Annotated in this window: 17 protein-coding genes; 13 read left to right on the forward strand and 4 right to left on the reverse strand. The window is 37.9% G+C overall.

The annotated features are described in order from the left end of the window. Positions 1 to 23: 23 nt before the first annotated feature. The 4 genes from hisB to hisG all read right to left on the reverse strand — a co-directional run bounded on the left by hisB (position 24) and on the right by hisG (position 4556). Entirely contained in the window at positions 24 to 1157 is a 1134-nt protein-coding gene (hisB, locus tag BLR60_RS10605) for a bifunctional histidinol-phosphatase/imidazoleglycerol-phosphate dehydratase HisB (RefSeq protein WP_090499552.1), read from the reverse strand. A gap of 1 nt (position 1158) precedes the next feature. Continuing rightward, positions 1159 to 2199: a histidinol-phosphate transaminase gene (hisC, locus tag BLR60_RS10610; protein ID WP_090499554.1), complete on the reverse strand. Its 1041-nt coding sequence runs from the start codon at positions 2197 to 2199 to the stop codon at positions 1159 to 1161. A gap of 142 nt (positions 2200 to 2341) precedes the next feature. Then, positions 2342 to 3655, reverse strand: a complete 1314-nt coding sequence (hisD, locus tag BLR60_RS10615) for a histidinol dehydrogenase (protein WP_090499555.1) — start codon at positions 3653 to 3655, stop codon at positions 2342 to 2344. Between the two features lie 49 nt (positions 3656 to 3704). Further along, positions 3705 to 4556 (reverse strand): ATP phosphoribosyltransferase, encoded by an 852-nt coding sequence (hisG, locus tag BLR60_RS10620; RefSeq protein ID WP_090499557.1) that lies wholly within the window; start codon positions 4554 to 4556, stop codon positions 3705 to 3707. A gap of 275 nt (positions 4557 to 4831) precedes the next feature. Here hisG and BLR60_RS10625 point away from each other — a divergent pair, with 275 nt between their 5' ends. The 13 genes from BLR60_RS10625 to BLR60_RS10685 all read left to right on the forward strand — a co-directional run bounded on the left by BLR60_RS10625 (position 4832) and on the right by BLR60_RS10685 (position 18335). After that, positions 4832 to 6394: a L,D-transpeptidase family protein gene (locus BLR60_RS10625; RefSeq protein WP_090499559.1), complete on the forward strand. Its 1563-nt coding sequence runs from the start codon at positions 4832 to 4834 to the stop codon at positions 6392 to 6394. Positions 6395 to 6467: 73 nt separating this feature from the next. After that, positions 6468 to 7160, forward strand: coding sequence for an NUDIX hydrolase (locus tag BLR60_RS10630; protein ID WP_208600621.1), 693 nt, complete (start codon positions 6468 to 6470; stop codon positions 7158 to 7160). Positions 7161 to 7228: 68 nt separating this feature from the next. After that, a complete protein-coding gene (gene prs / locus BLR60_RS10635) occupies positions 7229 to 8062 on the forward strand; it encodes a ribose-phosphate diphosphokinase (RefSeq protein WP_090499561.1) in 834 nt (277 codons plus the stop codon). A gap of 6 nt (positions 8063 to 8068) precedes the next feature. Next, entirely contained in the window at positions 8069 to 8554 is a 486-nt protein-coding gene (locus BLR60_RS10640) for a nucleoside 2-deoxyribosyltransferase domain-containing protein (RefSeq protein WP_090499563.1), read from the forward strand. A gap of 12 nt (positions 8555 to 8566) precedes the next feature. Next, on the forward strand, positions 8567 to 10045 hold the full coding sequence (locus BLR60_RS25205; protein ID WP_244155636.1) for an ADP-ribosylglycohydrolase family protein: 1479 nt from the start codon (positions 8567 to 8569) through the stop codon (positions 10043 to 10045). A 146-nt stretch (positions 10046 to 10191) separates the two neighbouring features. Next, complete coding sequence (locus BLR60_RS10650; RefSeq protein ID WP_090499565.1) at positions 10192 to 10704, forward strand: O-acetyl-ADP-ribose deacetylase; 513 nt, start codon at positions 10192 to 10194, stop codon at positions 10702 to 10704. A gap of 13 nt (positions 10705 to 10717) precedes the next feature. Further along, entirely contained in the window at positions 10718 to 11260 is a 543-nt protein-coding gene (locus BLR60_RS10655) for an RNA 2'-phosphotransferase (RefSeq protein ID WP_090499567.1), read from the forward strand. 1 nt (position 11261) lies between these two features. After that, positions 11262 to 11993 carry a metallophosphoesterase family protein gene (locus BLR60_RS10660; RefSeq protein ID WP_090499569.1) on the forward strand — a complete coding sequence of 244 codons (732 nt, stop codon included), beginning with the start codon at positions 11262 to 11264 and terminating at the stop codon, positions 11991 to 11993. A 20-nt stretch (positions 11994 to 12013) separates the two neighbouring features. Next, positions 12014 to 13471, forward strand: a complete 1458-nt coding sequence (locus BLR60_RS10665) for a nicotinate phosphoribosyltransferase (RefSeq protein WP_090499570.1) — start codon at positions 12014 to 12016, stop codon at positions 13469 to 13471. A gap of 137 nt (positions 13472 to 13608) precedes the next feature. After that, positions 13609 to 14013, forward strand: coding sequence for a hypothetical protein (locus BLR60_RS10670; protein WP_090499572.1), 405 nt, complete (start codon positions 13609 to 13611; stop codon positions 14011 to 14013). A 242-nt stretch (positions 14014 to 14255) separates the two neighbouring features. Further along, on the forward strand, positions 14256 to 16295 hold the full coding sequence (locus BLR60_RS10675) for a BatA domain-containing protein (protein WP_090499574.1): 2040 nt from the start codon (positions 14256 to 14258) through the stop codon (positions 16293 to 16295). Next, positions 16292 to 17548: a dihydroorotase gene (locus BLR60_RS10680; RefSeq protein ID WP_090499576.1), complete on the forward strand. Its 1257-nt coding sequence runs from the start codon at positions 16292 to 16294 to the stop codon at positions 17546 to 17548. Before BLR60_RS10675 ends, BLR60_RS10680 begins: the two co-directional genes overlap by 4 nt. A gap of 118 nt (positions 17549 to 17666) precedes the next feature. Then, positions 17667 to 18335: a hypothetical protein gene (locus BLR60_RS10685; RefSeq protein ID WP_090499578.1), complete on the forward strand. Its 669-nt coding sequence runs from the start codon at positions 17667 to 17669 to the stop codon at positions 18333 to 18335. Positions 18336 to 18344 lie beyond the last annotated feature (9 nt).

The following is an 18344-nucleotide window of genomic DNA, read 5'->3' on the forward strand; positions in this document are numbered from 1 at the left end:
AACCTTTCAGCCTTCCACCTTTATTACAACATTCCTTTGGTGCTCGGCAATACCATTTTCTCTGCGTCGCGTTTAATGGCCATTTTAATGGCTTTGGCAAATGCTTTAAAAATGGCTTCAATTTTATGGTGTTCGTTATCCCCTTCAGCTTTTATGTTCAAATTGCATTTTGCAGCATCACTAAACGACTTAAAGAAATGATAAAACATCTCTGTTGGCATATCGCCAACTTTTTCGCGTTTAAATTCAGCATCCCAAACTATCCAGTTTCTTCCTCCAAAATCAATGGCTACCTGTGCCAAGCAATCGTCCATGGGTAAGCAAAAACCATACCTTTCAATACCTAGTTTATTGCCTAATCCTTTAGCAAAGGCTTCTCCCAGTGCAATACCGGTATCTTCTATCGTGTGGTGTTCATCAATATGTAAATCACCTTTTGCAGTTATCTCTAAATCTACGCTTCCATGTCTGGCGATCTGATCAAGCATATGATCAAAAAAGTTTAAACCGGTTTCGATTTTTGTCTTTCCTGTTCCATCCAGGTCAAGGTTAATGGTGATGTCGGTTTCATTGGTCTTGCGCTCATGATGAATTTTCCGGCTTCCTGCTTTAAGTAAGTTGTAGATATCTTCCCATTTCCTGGTTTCCAGAATAATTACATCCAATAAGGTTTCATGCTTATCCAGTGCTTCTGTTGAACCTAATGCATCATTCTGGCGAAGAAAGATTGCTTTCGCCCCTAAATTTTTGGCCAATACCACATCATTCAAACGATCGCCGATGACGAAAGAGTTTTTGAGGTCATAATCTTCGCTAAAATATTTCGTCAATAAAGCTGTGCCAGGTTTACGTGTTGGCGCATTGTCTTTGGCAAACGTTCTGTCGATCACAATCTCGCTAAAATTTACCCCTTCACCTGCAAAAGTATCCAACATGAAATTATGGATTGGCCAGAAATTTTCTTCCGGATTTGAAAGCGTGCCTAATCCATCCTGATTGGTAACCATTACGAATTCGTAATCCAGTTCGGCTGCAATTTTCGATAAATAATATAACGAACGCGGATAAAATTTAAGCTTTGCAAAACTATCTACCTGTTCATCATCAGGCTCAATATTTAAAGTGCCGTCCCGATCTATAAATAATACTTTTTTCATCTTAAAATTTTTCTAGAACATTTAACAGCTTGTCGTTTTCTTCTTTTGTGCCCACGGTAATGCGTAAACAACCTTCGCACAAAGTTACTTTAGAACGGTCTCTTACAATGATACCTTGCGCTACTAAAGTATCATAAATTTTTACGGCATCAGTAACTTCTGTGAGAATAAAATTCGCATCAGAAGGATATACTTTTTTTACGATATTTATTGCATTTAATGCCTTACTTAAACGGTCTCTTTCTGCTACAGATTCTTTAATCCAATCGTTCACCTGAGCGATGTTTTTTAGGGCTTCAAATGCTAAATCCTGAGTGGCCTGATTGATGTTGTAAGGAGGCTTTATTTTGTTCAAAACATCGATCACTTTTGTTGAAGAAAAAGCCATGCCTAAACGTAAAGCGGCGAGTCCCCAGGCCTTCGAAAAAGTTTGCAAAACTACGAGGTTTGCGTACTCGGTTAGCTCCTGGATAAAGGTCTTCTGACGGGCGTAATTAATGTAAGCTTCATCCACTGCAACGATACCATTAAAGTTGGCTAAAATGGTTTCAATATCTTCCCGGTTTATCGAATTCCCAGTTGGATTATTTGGCGAGCAAATGAAGATTAATTTGGTGTTTTTGTCAATCGTTTCTGCGATCTTTTCCATGTCCAGCTGGAAGTTTGGAAGCAGGCTTACTTTGCGTATTTCTACATCATTTATATTGGCAGAAACTTCATACATTCCATAGGTTGGAGGCAGTACAATTACGTTGTCTTTTCCAGGATTACAGAAAGCGCGGAATAACAGATCTATTGCTTCATCGCTGCCATTTCCTAAAAAAGTATTCTCAATCGGCACACCTTTTATTTTACTGATGGCATCTTTCAAGTCCAGCTGTAAAGGATCCGGGTAGCGGTTATAATTGGCAGGTAAAGGTGAGCCATAGCTGTTCTCGTTAGCATCCAAAAAAATAGATGCCTGACCTTTAAATTCGTCCCTTGCGGTAGAGTAGGGGCGAAGGTTTTTTATATTTTCTCTTACTAAATCGTTAATGTCCATTGTTTGAGGTAAAAGGTAAAAGGTAAAGGTAAAAGGGATTGGCGAGTAGCCTAAAGCTTTAGACGTTATACTTTCTACAGGATTTATTGATATGATTTAATCTTATTTTCGGTTTTGTTGTATGCCTATTTATCTTCTGACTTCAGTCTTCTGACTCAAAATTCAATCTAATACTCACTGCATTTTTATGTGCTTCTAAACCTTCGGCAGCAGCAAGTATTTCAACTGTGGCGCCAATATTGTTTAAACCTTCCCGAGATAAATGCTGAAAAGTGATTTTTTTCAAAAAAGCATCGGTTGATACGCCTGAATAAGCTTTTGCGAAGCCACTGGTTGGTAAGGTATGGTTAGTTCCAGAGGCATAATCGCCCACACTTTCTGGTGTGAGATTGCCTAAAAATACCGATCCTGCATTGATTATCAATGGAATAAGGCTTTCGAAGTTTTCAGTAGCCAATATTAAATGTTCTGGTGCATACTCATTTGAAAACTGCATAGCCTCGTCCAGGTTTTTAGCTAATACGGCATAAGAATTGGCTATGGCTTTAGCTGCAATGTCTTTTCTAGGAAGAATAGCTAGTTGATTATCAATTTCTTTTAAGGTTTCAGTTATGATATGATTAGAGGTAGAAACCAAAATAGCCTGACTATCAGTTCCATGTTCTGCCTGTGCAAGTAGGTCGGCAGCAATAAATGACGGATTGGCAGTCTCGTCTGCGATAACCAATACTTCTGATGGCCCGGCAGGCATATCTATTGCTACTTTATTTTGAACCATAGTCTTAGCTGTAGTTACATAGCGGTTGCCGGGGCCGAAGATCTTATATACCTGTGGTACGCTTTCCGTTCCGAAAGCCATGGCAGCTACAGCCTGTGCACCTCCAATCAGGAATACTTTTTCAATGCCCAATAGTACTGCACAGTAAGCCAGGTAACAATTGGTTTTACCCTGCCCGTCCGGCAGGCGTGCATCACTTTGCGGAGGCGAGCATACTATAATCTCTTTACAGCCTGCAATACGTGCCGGTGTTGCCAGCATTAGAAAGGTGCTTGGTAATACTGCGGTTCCTCCCGGGATATAAAGTCCAACCTTCTCAATTGCCCTGCTTTCGCGCCAGCAAACTACACCTGGCATCGTCTCTATTTTATCTTCTTTGTTTAGTTGCGACAGGTGAAAATTTTTGATGTTTTCATACGCGATATCAATCGCTTTTTTTGCTTCAGCCGGGATAGTTGCTGCAATAGTTTTTAACTCTTCCCCGTCTAAAAAAAGTTTTTCCAGTTCAACTTTATCAAAGGTTTTGGCGAAATCAAAAAGGGCTTTGTCTCCATCCGTTTTTACTGATTTTATAATGTCAGCAACCCGGCTTTCAACCAATTTATCGTCTTCAATCTGTCTTGAACAAAGTTCTTCAATTTTTGATTTAGATAAATCTGTATAATTGTAGATTTTCAATGTCTTATGTTTTAAAATTAACTAATAGTTAATATGTGATTTTACGAATTTATTTGATTATTTTCTCAATTGGCATCACCAAAATACCCTCGGCTCCGGCTGCTTTCAAACTGTTTATTTTGTCCCAGAAATCTTCTTCAGCAATTACAGAATGAACGGCTACCCAGTTCGGTTCGAAGAGTGGAACTACCGTAGGGCTTTTAACGCCAGGCAATAAATTAACTACTTTTTGGAGGTTATCTTTCGATACATTTAGTACCACGTATTTGTTTGATTTTGCGCTAAGTACAGAGCGGATGCGTTGCAATAATTCTGCTACCTCCGGATTGTCGGCTATAGATTTGTTTCCGATTAAAACGGCTTCAGATTGCATCACATCGGCAAATGGTTTTAGCCCATTACTTTTTAATGTTCCGCCTGTTGAAACGATATCAAAAATAGCATCACTTAATCCTAAACCCGGTCCAATTTCTACCGATCCTGAAATGGTTCTGATGTCCGACTTTATGCCTTTTTCCCGTAAAAATTTTTCGAGGATTACCGGATAAGAAGTTGCAATTGCTTTACCATTTAACTCTTCCAATTTTTGGATGTTACTGGTGGCCTGAACAGCAATTTTTAAGGTGCATTTTCCGAAACCCAATTTTTGTAGATAATCTACTTCGGCTTTGGTTTCTACAATCACATTTTCACCAACTATACCCAGGTCGGCAATGCCATCCTGTACATATTCGGGGATATCATCGTCCCGCAGAAAAAGGATTTCTAAAGGAAAATTGGTAACGGTGGAGATCAGGGAACTTTTGTAGTTTTCGAAAGATAAACCACAGTTTTTTAGTATTTCTACAGATTTTTCGTTTAACCTACCCGACTTCTGGATAGCGATTTTAAGTGTTTTCAAAGTATTGAATATAGAGTGAACAAGAAATTATTTTACGGAAAAAAGTTTTGAAGTACAAAACAAACATATCATATCGCCTATCGGCGATGGTGTAAATGTAAGTGATGGTTCAAAGTTAAATTCATAAATTATTTCTGCCAATATCAATACTTTAGCTGATAAGCGCTGGCAAATATAGTGTTTGATTTGGGAAAACAAAAAATAATGGCACTTAATTTGCCATTATGCTGTTTTTATTATCATTAACTATTATTTTATATTAAAATTTTACGCTTTTGAAAAAGTTTCAGTTTCTTATTCTACCCTTTATTTTATTTATATCTGCTTGTGGGTGGTTTAAAAGCCCACCCGAGATTGGCAAAGTACTATCTGAACATTTTAAGAATAAAATCTATAAAGACTTTGATACTGTAGCTTACGATAGTGTTTTTGTGAAAACAATGGACAGTCTTTCGGGTAAATTCGTAAATCCTAAAACCATAAAAGCGTTTTATGCGAATAATAATGCCCAACCTAAATTGGTTACCCAATTCTACATCAATGGCCAGTTAGATACGTTAGTGAGTTATTTAGATCAAAGCGAGGTGCATGGTTTTAATCCAAAAATCTTTAAAGGAGATGAAATTAAAGGTTTGCTGGCAGTATTAACAGCCAATAAGTTTAAGAAAGTAGCGGAAAGTTATCCTATAATAGCCAAATTGGAGCTGTTATCTGCAAATGCTTACCTAAATTATAATAATTACCTCAAACATGGAGTAATAAATCCCAGGTCAATTTTTTCGCGTTATTATATTAAAGTTAAGCGACCGGATAGTGTAGGAATGATTAATCTTTTAAATGGTAAAAGCCTTTCAGATACCTTAAGATCCGTTCAGCCAAAGTCTGCTCAATACAAGGCTTTGCAAGCGGCCTACTTACATGCAGGTTCTGAAAGTGAAAAGCGGATTTTATCATTAAACATGGAACGTTTCCGTTGGCAAATGCCGGAGACTGGAGACAATTATGTGCAGGTAAATATTCCGGATTTTAGATTAACCTGGTTTGATAAAAAAGATACCGTAATTGCGATGAAAGTTTGTGTAGGTGGTAAGCGTGAAAATGGTTACGAAGCAAAACTTAAAGCGTTCGCAAAATCGGGTAATTTAGATGATAAACCGAAGAACCATGAGACGCCATTATTGTTCAGTAAAATCAATTCCATTCAGGCCAATCCGGTGTGGAATATTCCGGTAAGTATTGCCCAAAGTGAGATCTATTGGATGGCCAGAAAAGATCCCTTTTATTTGTCGAACAGTAACATTAAAGTGTACTATAAAGATAAGCTGATTGGTGAGCCGGATACCATCAATTGGAACAGGTATTCCCGTGATAAATTACCTTTTAAATTTAAGCAGGGATCGGGTGGTGGAAATGCCTTAGGAAAGTTTAAATTTATCTTCGATAATAGCTCGAGTATTTACCTGCACGATACCAATAACAAGAACGGATTTAATTTAACCAATAGGGCTATCAGCCATGGTTGTGTACGCATTGAAAAACCACTTGACTTCGCTAAACTTTTGGTGAAAGATTCTTACACCTATGATAAGCTTAGGGCAGAGGTAGATTTGCCGCCAATAGATAGTACACATATAAAATGGTATAAAAAACGCATGGCGCAAAAGGCAGATACAACCAAGGCCTTTCAATTAAAACCAGCCTGGTTCGGACCCAAGAAACCTGTTCCATTAATTATTACCTATATAACGGCCTGGTCTCAAAATGATAAAATCGAATACCGGCCTGATATCTATGGAATGGATGAAAAACTTTGGGCTGCAATGAAGAAGTTTAGATAAGAAATTAAGCTGTAATATTTAATCTTTTAGCTTAAAAGCATTAATTTTGTGTTGTTTTTACACAAATTAAAGAATGATCGATCAAAATATTAAAATTGCTGTTGATGCCATTGTATTTGGCTATGAAAAAGGAACACTCTACGTATTGGCCGTTCAACAGCGCTTTGGTAAACTGGCCGACCGGTGGGTGTTGCCCGGCGGATTTATTTTGGATGATGAACCGTTAATAACTGCTGTAGAGCGCGAGCTTAAGGAAGAGGCAGGGATTACAGTCAGTTATCTGGAACAATTAGCAACTTTTGGAGATGACATTAAGCGCGATGATCGGTTTAGGGTCATCTCGGTAGCATATTTTGCCCTGGTAAATCCTAAGAATTTTGTATTGAAAGCAGATACTGATGCCAAAGATGCAAAATGGTTCCCGGTAGCACAGGTGCCGACATTGGGTTACGACCATAATGAAATGGTTAAATTGGCTCATCAACGTTTAAAAAGTAAACTTACCTATCAGCCCATTGGTTTCGATCTCTTGGACCATGAATTTCTCTTTTCAGATCTTGAGAATTTATACTGTTCTATTTTAGAACGGGATATTGACAGAAGGAATTTTAGGAAAAAAATATTAAGTTTTGGAATTGTTAAAGAAACGGATAAAGTGGTTAAAATAGGTTCTAGTGGCCGTCCAGGAAAGCTTTTCGTGTTTGATAAACCAAAATATCACCAACTTTTAAAGGAAAACTTCCAGTTTGATATTAGGTTTGCGTAAAATAAACACAAATTATTCTTTGCATTTCAAAAATGATTTTTATATTTGTGTAAATAATACGCAAATATATGTTAAATCTTAATCCAAGTTTCACTCCGCTAGGCGAGAATAACTTAATCGAGCACAAATCTTTCTTATTTGCAGGTGGCGAACCGCATATAAAAATTTCAAATAATTTTAACGTTACCAAACCGGTTACCATTACACATCGAATAAATTCCTTTAATGATTTAGGACTGATCTGCATTACCGTTGATGCTTTGAAAAGAATGGACGCAAAGGAAATTAATCTTTTTATTCCATATTTCCCTGCAGCCAGGCAAGATCGGGTGATGGTTCCTGGCGAGCCACTATCAGTAAAAGTATATGCAGATATGATTAATGCCTTGTCTTTGGCAAGTGTGACCATTTTCGATCCACATAGTGAAGTAACACCCGCATTACTGAATAACTGTTTTACCATTTCTAATCACGAATTTATAAAACAGGTTATCGCAAAAATTGGAAATGAGGTAAAGCTGATTTCTCCGGATGGAGGGGCTTTAAAGAAAATTTATAAAGTTTCTGAATTTTTAGGTGGAGCCGAAGTGGTAGAATGCTCAAAAAGCCGTGATGTAAAAACGGGAAAACTATCCGGATTTAAGGTGTATAGCGAAGATCTGGCTGGTGCCGACTGTTTAATTGTAGATGATATCTGTGATGGTGGTGGAACATTTATCGGTTTGGCCGAAGCGTTAAAGGCTAAAAATGCAGGAAAATTATATCTGGCGATTAGTCATGGCATATTCAGCAAAGGCTTTGAAGTGTTTGATCAGTATTTTGAGCAGATATTTACAACAGATTCGATCAAAGACGTTGATCATGCCGGTGTAACGCAGATTAAATTAATGGATATTTTATAGAACACGATGAGAACGATACTTCCGCCAGAGATTATTTTACCATCTGATGTATCAGTATTCCTTGCCGGAACCATCGATATGGGGCATTCGGTTGATTGGCAACAAACATTCATCAATCAGGCAAATAAGGAAGAAACCTTAGATGATGTAGTTGTTTTCAATCCACGAAGAAAATCCTGGGATCATAACTGGACGCAGTCGATCGAAAATATATGGTTCAGCGAGCAGGTAAACTGGGAACTGGACGCGATGGAAAGTGCTGATGTGATTTTGTTATTTCTGGAAGCCAATTCCAAATCACCCATTTCGATGATGGAGCTGGGGTTATTTGCCGATTCAGGAAAGCTAATGGTCTGCTGTGAGGAGGGGTTTTGGAGAAAGGGCAATATCGATATCGTTTGCAAAAGAAAAGAAATACATCAGTACCGCACATTCGATGAACTTAGTGCTGCCGTAATCGCAAAGCTTAAAGATTTGGTAGAAAGTAAATAAAAGCAAAAAAAGATGAAAGACATGATTATTCATAACGCAATGTTCGGACTGGTAGTTGGCGATGCGTTAGGTGTGCCGGTCGAATTTAAAAGTAGGGCATATTTAAAACTGAATCCAGTTGTGGATATGATGGGCTATGGTACGCATCATCAGCCCGCAGGCACCTGGAGCGATGATAGTTCGCTAACGCTTTGTTTGGCCGATAGCCTTTGCGATGGTTATGATTTGAAAGATATCTCACAAAAATTTCTTCAATGGTTTAATGCTGAAATTTGGACGCCTCATAGAGAAGTTTTTGATATAGGAATTGCGACGACTGAGGCAATTAAGATGATAAAGCATGGGACAGATCCCGTTTTATGTGGTGGGGCATCAGAAATGGATAATGGAAACGGGTCTTTAATGAGGATTTTGCCCTTATTGTTTTATCTGAAGGATGAAAAAGATCTGAAGATTGTTTTTAAATCCGTAAAAGAGGTTTCATCTATAACCCATGCACATTTCCGTTCAGTTTTTTCCTGCTTTATCTATATTGTTTATGGTTTAGAATTATTAAAAGGAATTGATAAAAGAGAAGCTTACGCTAATATGCAGCTTACACTTAAAGATTTTATTGCAGATCATGATTTTGAACAAAAGGAAATTGATTTGTTTGAGAGGATTTTGATAGATGATATTTCAGCTGTTAGTGAAAATGATATTTACTCTTCTGGTTATGTTTTGCATAGCTTAGAAGCGAGCTTATGGTCTATCCTAACAACTGGATCTTATAAAGATGCTGTTCTAAAAGCGGTTAATTTGGGTGATGATACAGATACAACAGGTGCAATTACCGGTGGGTTAGCCGGCTTAATCTATGGTTTGGAATCTATTCCTGAAAATTGGGTCAACTCTATTGTAAAGAAAGTTGAAATTGAAAAACTTTGTGAAAAAATGAATGCTGTACTGATTAAAAAGCAGCGGTATAATATTGCCGATTTAAATGAAAATGATGAATTTTTATTCTTTTGGGGACATCATTCTCCGAAAAAGGAAATTCTGACTAAGGCTTGTTTAAGTCAGTGGTGGCCATCTACTTTCGTAGAAGATGACATTACCTACCAAACGGCAGAACATTATATGATGGCAAAAAAAGCACTGTTGTTTAATGATCAGGAGGTTTTTGAAAAAATATTAACAACAGAATCGCCGAAAGATGTAAAAGATTTGGGCAGGCAGATCAAAAGTTTTGATGTAAAAAAATGGGATGCTCATAAATTTGACATGGTAAAACAGGGAAACCTGCTTAAATTCTCTCAGAATAAAGCGTTGAAAGCATTCCTTTTGCAAACCAAGAGTAAAATACTGGTAGAGGCCAGTCCTGCTGATGGAATTTGGGGAATCGGTTTGGCAGAAGACCATTTTGATGCAAAAACACCAAAGTATTGGAAGGGCTTAAATCTTTTAGGATTTGCATTAATGGAAGTCAGGGATGAGCTGTCAGAGAGATAGATTTATTAATCTTTCTTGCAGCCATCACCCTGATCCGATAGTTATCGGATTTACTTCGGGGTCTGTTACAGAAAAGATGCTGATCAATAAGCTTAAGGACCGCATTTTGTTAGCATTGAAACAGTTTATAAATAAAAATTTAAAAAATGACCATAGAATTAATTAAAGGCGATATCACAACAATTAAAGCAGATGCTATTGTTAATGCTGCGAATAGTTCGTTATTAGGTGGTGGTGGGGTTGATGGTGCTATACACCGGAAAGGTGGTAAAGCAATTCTAGCGGCATGTGTAGCCATCAGGAATAAACAAGGGCAATGCAAAACCGGAAATGCAGTGATCACTACGGCAGGCAATTTACCGGCAAAATATGTGATCCACACTGTTGGGCCGGTTTGGACCGGTGAAAGTGAGCAAAATAGTGCATTGCTTGCAGATTGTTACCGAAATAGCCTAATCCTAGCAATAGAAAATGATGTTAAAATCATTGCTTTCCCGAACATCAGCACCGGTATTTATCATTTTCCTAAAGATAAAGCAGCAGATATTGCCATTAATACGGTAAATAATTTTGCTCAGAAAGAAAGAATAGAAAAAGTAATCTTCGTTTGTTTTGACGAGGAGAATTACGATTTATACCTACAAAGATTGGGGAGGTAATAACTTAATAGTTATGGACACTAAAGTAACAAAAGGCATAAGTAAATTGCTCAGCTATATTTTAAGGCATTCGCCGGAAACGATAAAGCTAGAACTTGATGCAAATGGCTGGGCAGATGTGAATGAGCTGATTGCTAAATTCGACCTTTATGATCTAGAATTAGATTTTGAGCTGCTTGAATACGTGGTTGAAAATAATGACAAAAAAAGGTTTGCATTTAACGCAGATAAAACGAAAATAAGGGCGAATCAAGGACATTCCATTTCAATAGAACTAAACCTTGATGAGGCGGAACCGCCAGCATACCTGTATCATGGTACAGTTGAAAAATTTCTGCCAGACATTAAAACGCAGGGATTGCAAAAGATGGGCAGACAGCATGTGCATTTAAGTGCCGACAGGGAAACGGCGAATAAAGTAGGTGGGAGAAGGGGAAAACCGATTATCCTCATCATTAACAGCGCAACGATGCACCAGGCTGGATTTAAATTTTATTTATCGGCCAACAATGTATGGCTTACAGCTGTTGTGCCTGCTGAATATATAACGTTTTAAAATGGGCAGAACATTAGTAATAGGCGATATTCATGGCGGATTAAAAGGCCTGATCCAGTTATTCGAGCGTGCAGAGGTTTCAACGGAAGATAAGCTCATCTTTCTTGGTGATTATGTAGATGGTTGGAGTGAATCGGCACAGGTAATTGATTACCTTATGCGCCTGGATGAAAGTCATCAATGCATCTTTATCAAAGGCAATCATGATGCCTGGTGTATAGATTGGCTCGAAAAAGGCATTGTAAATGACGTTTGGTTTGTACATGGAGGTAAATCAACCATGGAGAGCTATCAAAATTTAGCTGATGAGGCAAAGGAAGAACACTTAAATTTCTTTAAACGAATGAGAGATTATGATGTGGACGGGCAGAACAATCTTTTTATCCATGCCGGTTTTTCATCCATGCACGGACCAGAGAGGGAACCTTATTCATCAAATTATTCTTGGGACCGCACGCTTTGGGAAATGGCCTTGACCATGGATAACCGGATTAAAAAAGATGCGGCAATTTATCCGAAACGTTTATTGCTCTATCACGAAATCTACATCGGCCATACGCCAACGCTCTATTATAACACAGACTTGCCCATGCAGGGCTGTAATGTTTGGAATATTGACACCGGTGCTGCATTTACCGGAAAATTAAGCTGTTTGGATATTGAAACTAAACAATTCTGGCAAAGTGATACCTTACAAAGCCTGTATCCAAACGAAAAAGGAAGAAATAAATAATATTTAAATACATCAAAACCATGAATCCATTATTATTAACAGACGGTTATAAAGTTGACCACCGTAGACAGTACCCTGAAAATACCACATTGGTTTATTCTAACTGGACACCAAGAAAAAGCAGGCTAAAAAACGTAAACCATATAGTGCTTTTTGGTTTGCAGTATTTTATTAAAAAATACATTATGGAAGATTTTAACCAAAATTTCTTCAAACAGCCTAAAGATGAAATTTTGAAGAAATATGCGCGTAGAATTAATAATTACCTCGGCGAAAACCTGGTGGGTACGCAGCACATTGCTGATTTACACGATCTGGGTTATATTCCGATGGTTTTTAAATCGCTTCCGGAAGGTGCTGAAGTACCATTGCGCGTGCCGATGTTTACCATGTACAATACCAAACCTGAATTTTTCTGGTTAACCAATTATTTTGAAACTTTACTGTCGGCTGTTGTTTGGTTGCCATGTAATTCGGCCACCATTGCCAAACAGTACCGTATCATTTTAGATCAATATGCAGCAGAAACTTCATCTGTTCCAGAATTTGTAGATTGGCAAGGTCACGATTTTTCTATGCGCGGCATGGGTGGGATAGAAGCAGCAGTAACTTCAGCAGCTGGTCACTTACTGAGTTTTGCCGGTACAGATACCATTCCGGCGATCGATTTTTTGGAAGAATATTATAAAGCAGATTCAGATCAGGAATTAATTGGCGGCTCTGTAGCGGCTACAGAACATTCGGTAATGTGTATGGGGACGAATACCGGAGAACTCGAAACTTTTAAACGTCTCATTCTCGAGGTTTATCCAAAAGGGATAGTTTCTATCGTTTCTGATACCTGGGATTTATGGAAAGTATTAACAGAATATCTGCCTGTTTTGAAAGATGATATTGTTGCCCGTGCTGGTAAGGTAGTTATCAGGCCTGATTCTGGAGATCCTGTTGATATCATTTGCGGAAACCCCAATGGCAAAAACGAAAATGAGAAAAAGGGTGTAATTGAGCTGCTTTGGGATGTTTTTGGTGGAAAAACCAACGATAAGGGTTTTAAAGAACTGGTTCCACAGATTGGTGCCATTTATGGTGATAGCATCACTACCGAAAGGGCTACACAGATCTGTGAGCGTTTAAAAGCAAAAGGTTTCGCTTCTACCAATGTCGTGTTCGGTATCGGATCTTTCACCTACCAATACAATACGCGTGATACCTTCGGTTTCGCGATGAAAGCGACTTACGGCGAAGTGGATGGCGTAGGTCGTGAAATATTTAAAGATCCCATTACCGATGATGGCACCAAAAAATCGGCAAAAGGTTTACTGCAGATTTTTAAAAATGCAGAAGGAGAATATGAACTCAAAGATCAATGTACCTGGGAAGAAGAAGCACAAGGTGAATTAAAAGAAGTTTTCAGAGATGGCAAGCTGTTAATCGATTATTCTCTTGCCGAAATTAGAGAAAGACTAAAGAATAGTTAACTTCGCCAGGTTTTTGAGACTGTATCATGATCTCAAACTGTCATCCTGAGCCTGTCGAAGGTAAATAAACACGTTTCGACAGGCTCAACGTGACATTAGTTTTTAGGTACACCTCAATTAATTAAAGACATCAAAAAATGCAGGAAACACCTACTTTTAACCATCAGGCCGATATCGTAAATAGTGCCATTAGATTTATGAACGCATGGTTTAAACAATCGAAGGCAATTACGAGTGAGCTGAACGATTTTTTTATTCTGCCTGGAAATAAAATTATCGGCAAAGACGTGATCATTGGGCGGTTGAAAGGTATATTCGGTAAATCTGATGAGTATGTGGGCGGCCGTTATGATATTATAGATGTTAATTTTGAATTATTTGATGATGGTAAGGGTATGGGCTTCGTAGAAGGCGTTGCCGGTTACCGGGATGTGATTCAAAAACAATCTAAAATTGTAAGCGGACCTTTTAAGCTGTATTTCGCGCTATATAATGGCAGTTGGAAAATTGTAAATATCGAATTTCCGGGGTTTAGTTATTAGGTTAAAAAGTTAAGAATATTTTATTCCACGAAACTTCATCTTAAGGGATAGTTAATCCCATAAACGCTCGTAAGTGACGTCATTTCGAGCGGAGTGCAACGCAGTCGAGAAATCTATCTCATTAGATCTATCCCCGCCTGTACGGGCAGGCATTTCGCGGTGTTCCAGTCGAGATGATACAACTTGATAATAAATGCAGAATATTATACCCAATTCCATAATTTTTCTATCTTTGGTTTTTAATGAATTTCCTTTATCCGGGCTTTCTTTTTGCACTAATATCGGTTGCCATTCCGGTTATCATTCATTTATTCAATTTCAGAAAATTTAAAAAGGTTTATTTCTCTAACGTTCAGCTCCTAAAGGAAGTAGAACAGCAAAATTCTTCAAAAGAAAAACTTAAAAACCTGCTTATTCTTGCATCGCGGATTTTGGCGATCATTTTTTTGGCGCTGGCATTTGCTCAGCCATACATTCCTGCACACAACCAAAAAACTACGGCTTTAAATAATATCGTCAGTATTTATATTGATAACTCTTACAGTATGGAGGCCGTTAATAAAGATGGCAGTCTGTTAGACGAGGCCAAACGTAAGGCAAAGGAACTGGTTAGAGGTTTCGGGATGACCGACCGTTTTCAGCTGTTGACGAACGATTTTGAAGGGAAACAACAACGTTTATTAAATGAAGAAGGATTTTTAAAGGCACTGGATGATGTAAAAATCTCAGCAGCAAACCGAAATCTCCAACAGATCTTAAACAGGCAGGGAAATGTTTTATCTGGGGGCGAAAATAAATACAGCTTCCTCATCTCCGATTTTCAAAAAAATATTTCCTCCACCAAAAAACTCGAAACCAAAGCCGATATTCAATATTCATTTTTGAAATTGAATGCCAATACCTTACCGAATGTTGCGGTAGACAGCGTTTGGACACTGTCACCAAATCATCAGCCTGGTGCGAATGAACGTTTAGTGGTACAGCTAAAAAATTATTCAGAAGAAGAAGCTATAAATATTCCCTTAAAACTAAGCATTAATAACCAGCAAAAAGGATTGGGTTCCGTGTCCATTCCTGCAGGTAAAACAGTGAAAGATACCTTAAATTTCTCAGGACTTAATGCCGGATGGCAAAAAGGTTTGGTGAGCATTAAGGATTTTCCGGTAACCTTTGATGATACCCTTTCGTTCAGTTTTAAAGTAGATAAAAATTTCCCGGTTTTAAGTATTAACGGACCAAATGCTGGTCATTACATTAAAGCCTTATTTGCGGCCGACGCATACTATCAATTAGCTGAAAATGCCGAAAGCAACGTCAACTACAATAATTTTAGTAATTATGGCTTAATTGTATTGAATGGATTAAAAAATCCTTCAAGCGGATTGGCACAACAGCTAAAGACCTATCTAAACGCAGGTGGTACAGTAGTGCTTTTTCCCGATTTAGATGCCGATATTCAGACTTATAATTCATTTTTGAGCGGATTATCGCTTCCTACTATCCAAGGTTTAAATACTACTCCAAATAAGGTTGACCATATTGACCTGCAAAACCCGATTTTCAAAACTGTTTTTGAAGACATTCCCAAAAATCTGGATCTCCCAACTGTTTCTCGTTATTATTCTTTTGTGGAGAAAAATACATCGAACAAAGAAGATATCATGTTGTTGCCGGGCAGAAAGGCTTTTTTCTCTAAATATGGGGTAGGAAACGGTCAGGTTTATTTATCAGCCACTGGCTTGAATGCTAATGATGGAAATCTGGCACGTCACCCGGTTTTTGTTCCTTTAGTTTATCGTTTAGCCCTAAGTGCGGGAAATGAAGTACCGCTATATTATCATATTGGCAACGATAATACATTAGCCAGTAAAAAAATCGCTATAGGTAAAAACCAGAGTTTAAAAATTACAGCTGATTATTTTGAAGCGATCCCTGAAATACGTCAGGCAGATGGCAAAACATTGATCTATATTGCCGATCAGATTAAAAATGCTGGCTTTTACAATTTAAAACTTGCAGATTCGCTGCTTGCGGTTTATAGCTTTAACAATGGACGTACCGAATCTGATTTACATTACTTAAGCAAATCAGAATTGGAACAATTAGCTGGTAAAAGTAATCTGAAAATATTTGATACCGATAAAGACGCCGTTAAATTAATTGCCGGTAGCCATAAAATCGGACAAACTTTATGGAAACTTTGTCTAATTTTGTCGCTGATTTTTATTGCAGCAGAAATTTTGCTCATCCGATTTTTTAACAACACAAAAAAAACAATATGAATCTCCTGGTTAAAAATGTGACCATTGCCGATCCGCAAAGTAAATTTAACAGTCAACAATGCGATGTCAGGGTAGAAAATGGTAAAATTAAAAACATAGGTAAATTAACTGCCAATAAAGATGAAACCGTTTTTGATGGTCAGGATGCTTTTTTAACACCTGGGTTTTTCGATTTAAACTGTGTAGCAGGCGATCCGGGTTTTGAGACGAAGGAAGATATAGAAACGTTAACTCAAACCGCAAAAGCCGGCGGTTTTACAGGTTTGGCCTTATTACCGCAAACCAGTCCGGTGGTGCAGTCGAAATCTCAGGTAGAATATATCGTAAACAAAGCCAAAAACAATCTGGTTGATGTTTTTCCGGTTGGAGCCATTAGTCAGAACCGGGAGGCAAAAGAACTGGCTGAACTTTTCGATATGCAGCAAGCAGGTGCCGTGGCCTTTTCTGATGGCGATAAAGCCTTGCAGGACGATGGTTTTATGAGCAGGGCCTTACAATATGCTAAAGTATTTGATGCCTTGTTAATGGTTTATCCCGAAAATAAATCAATCGCAGGTAAATCGCAGATTAACGAAAGTAAAAATTCAGTGCTTCTGGGGATGAAAGGTTTGCCGGCATTAGCCGAAGAAATGCACATCGCACGCGATATTTTCCTGGCTTCCTATAACGAAACCAAAATCCACATCAGCAATATTTCAACTGCAGGTGCTGTGGCTTTAATCCGTAAGGCAAAGAAAGATGGTGTACAGGTTTCATGCGATGTAACCGCGCATCACCTGGTGTTTACAGAAGAACTTTTAAGCGATTTTGACAGCAATTATAAGGTTAAACCGCCATTGCGTGGAAAAGCAGATGTAAAAGCATTAATTGCCGGTTTAAAAGATGGAACTATTGATGCCATTACTTCTCAGCACCGTCCAGAGGAGATAGAATTTAAAAATGTAGAGTTCGAAATTGCCCATTATGGCATTATTGCTTTGCAAACCGTATTGCCATTGTTGTTAAAAGCCGGATTGGATATTGCCTTAATTGCAGAGAAATTATCCATTAATCCACGTAAATTGTTAAATTTAACCGTTCCGGTAATCGAAGAGGGGGCAGAGGCTAATTTCACGGTAGTAAATACAAGCGAAAAATGGTTGTATAATTCAGCCAGCAACTATTCTAAATCGGCAAATAATCCGTTATTGGGTACGAAACTTACCGGTAAGGTAAAATTGGTTTGTAATAATAATCAGTATTCGGAAAGTTAACTGAAAAGAGCTTAACTGCTATTGTATATAGATGCTGAAATAAATCCGATAGCTATCGGATCAGCATGACGGATTGATTTAATGATCTTAAAATCCCATAATCTTAAAAATCTTAATCATGGATAATAGAGTAAAACAAGCGCTAAGCGCTTCAATTAATAAATATGCTGAGGTTTCTGCCATCAATGTGGAAGGTTTTGAAACAGAATTACTGGCTGCTTTTGAGCTTGATGTTAACTTTTTAGATAAGGCTACTGCTTTTGATGCGGTTTTCGATTCTCATCCGAAATTTGAAGAGTTACGCGAAGTATTTTTCGATTTACTGATGGTGAATTTCTTCAGTAGCGATGTACAGAAACTGGAAGATGACTATCTGGAGAGCGATGAATGGGCAAATATTGAAGAAGAAACTATCGATAGGGGAACCGAACTTTTAAATCTTTTGCTTTATATTAAAGAGTGCAAGGATGAAGATTTAGATCCTGAACTGGGCGATTTCTTAAAAGAATTTTTGTTGGTAGAAGACGATGAGTTTCAGGATGAATTTGAAATTTACGAAGAACTGATCAGCAACCAGCAACTGGCCGAAAGTAGTGTGGAAGAGATTTGTAAAGCGGCTGAAAAATTAAATATCAGCGAAGAAATGCAGGAATTGTTTGTGCCTTTTATGGCTTTCTTCCTGGATGTAGAAGGTAGTAAGGAAACTGAAAAAGAATTAATTCAGTTTAGCCGTAACAAAGCTTTCGATGCTGCATCTTATACATTGATCACAACAATCAATAACTAAAAAAACAAA

Source organism: Pedobacter terrae (assembly GCF_900100705.1).
Lineage (GTDB): Bacteria > Bacteroidota > Bacteroidia > Sphingobacteriales > Sphingobacteriaceae > Pedobacter > Pedobacter terrae.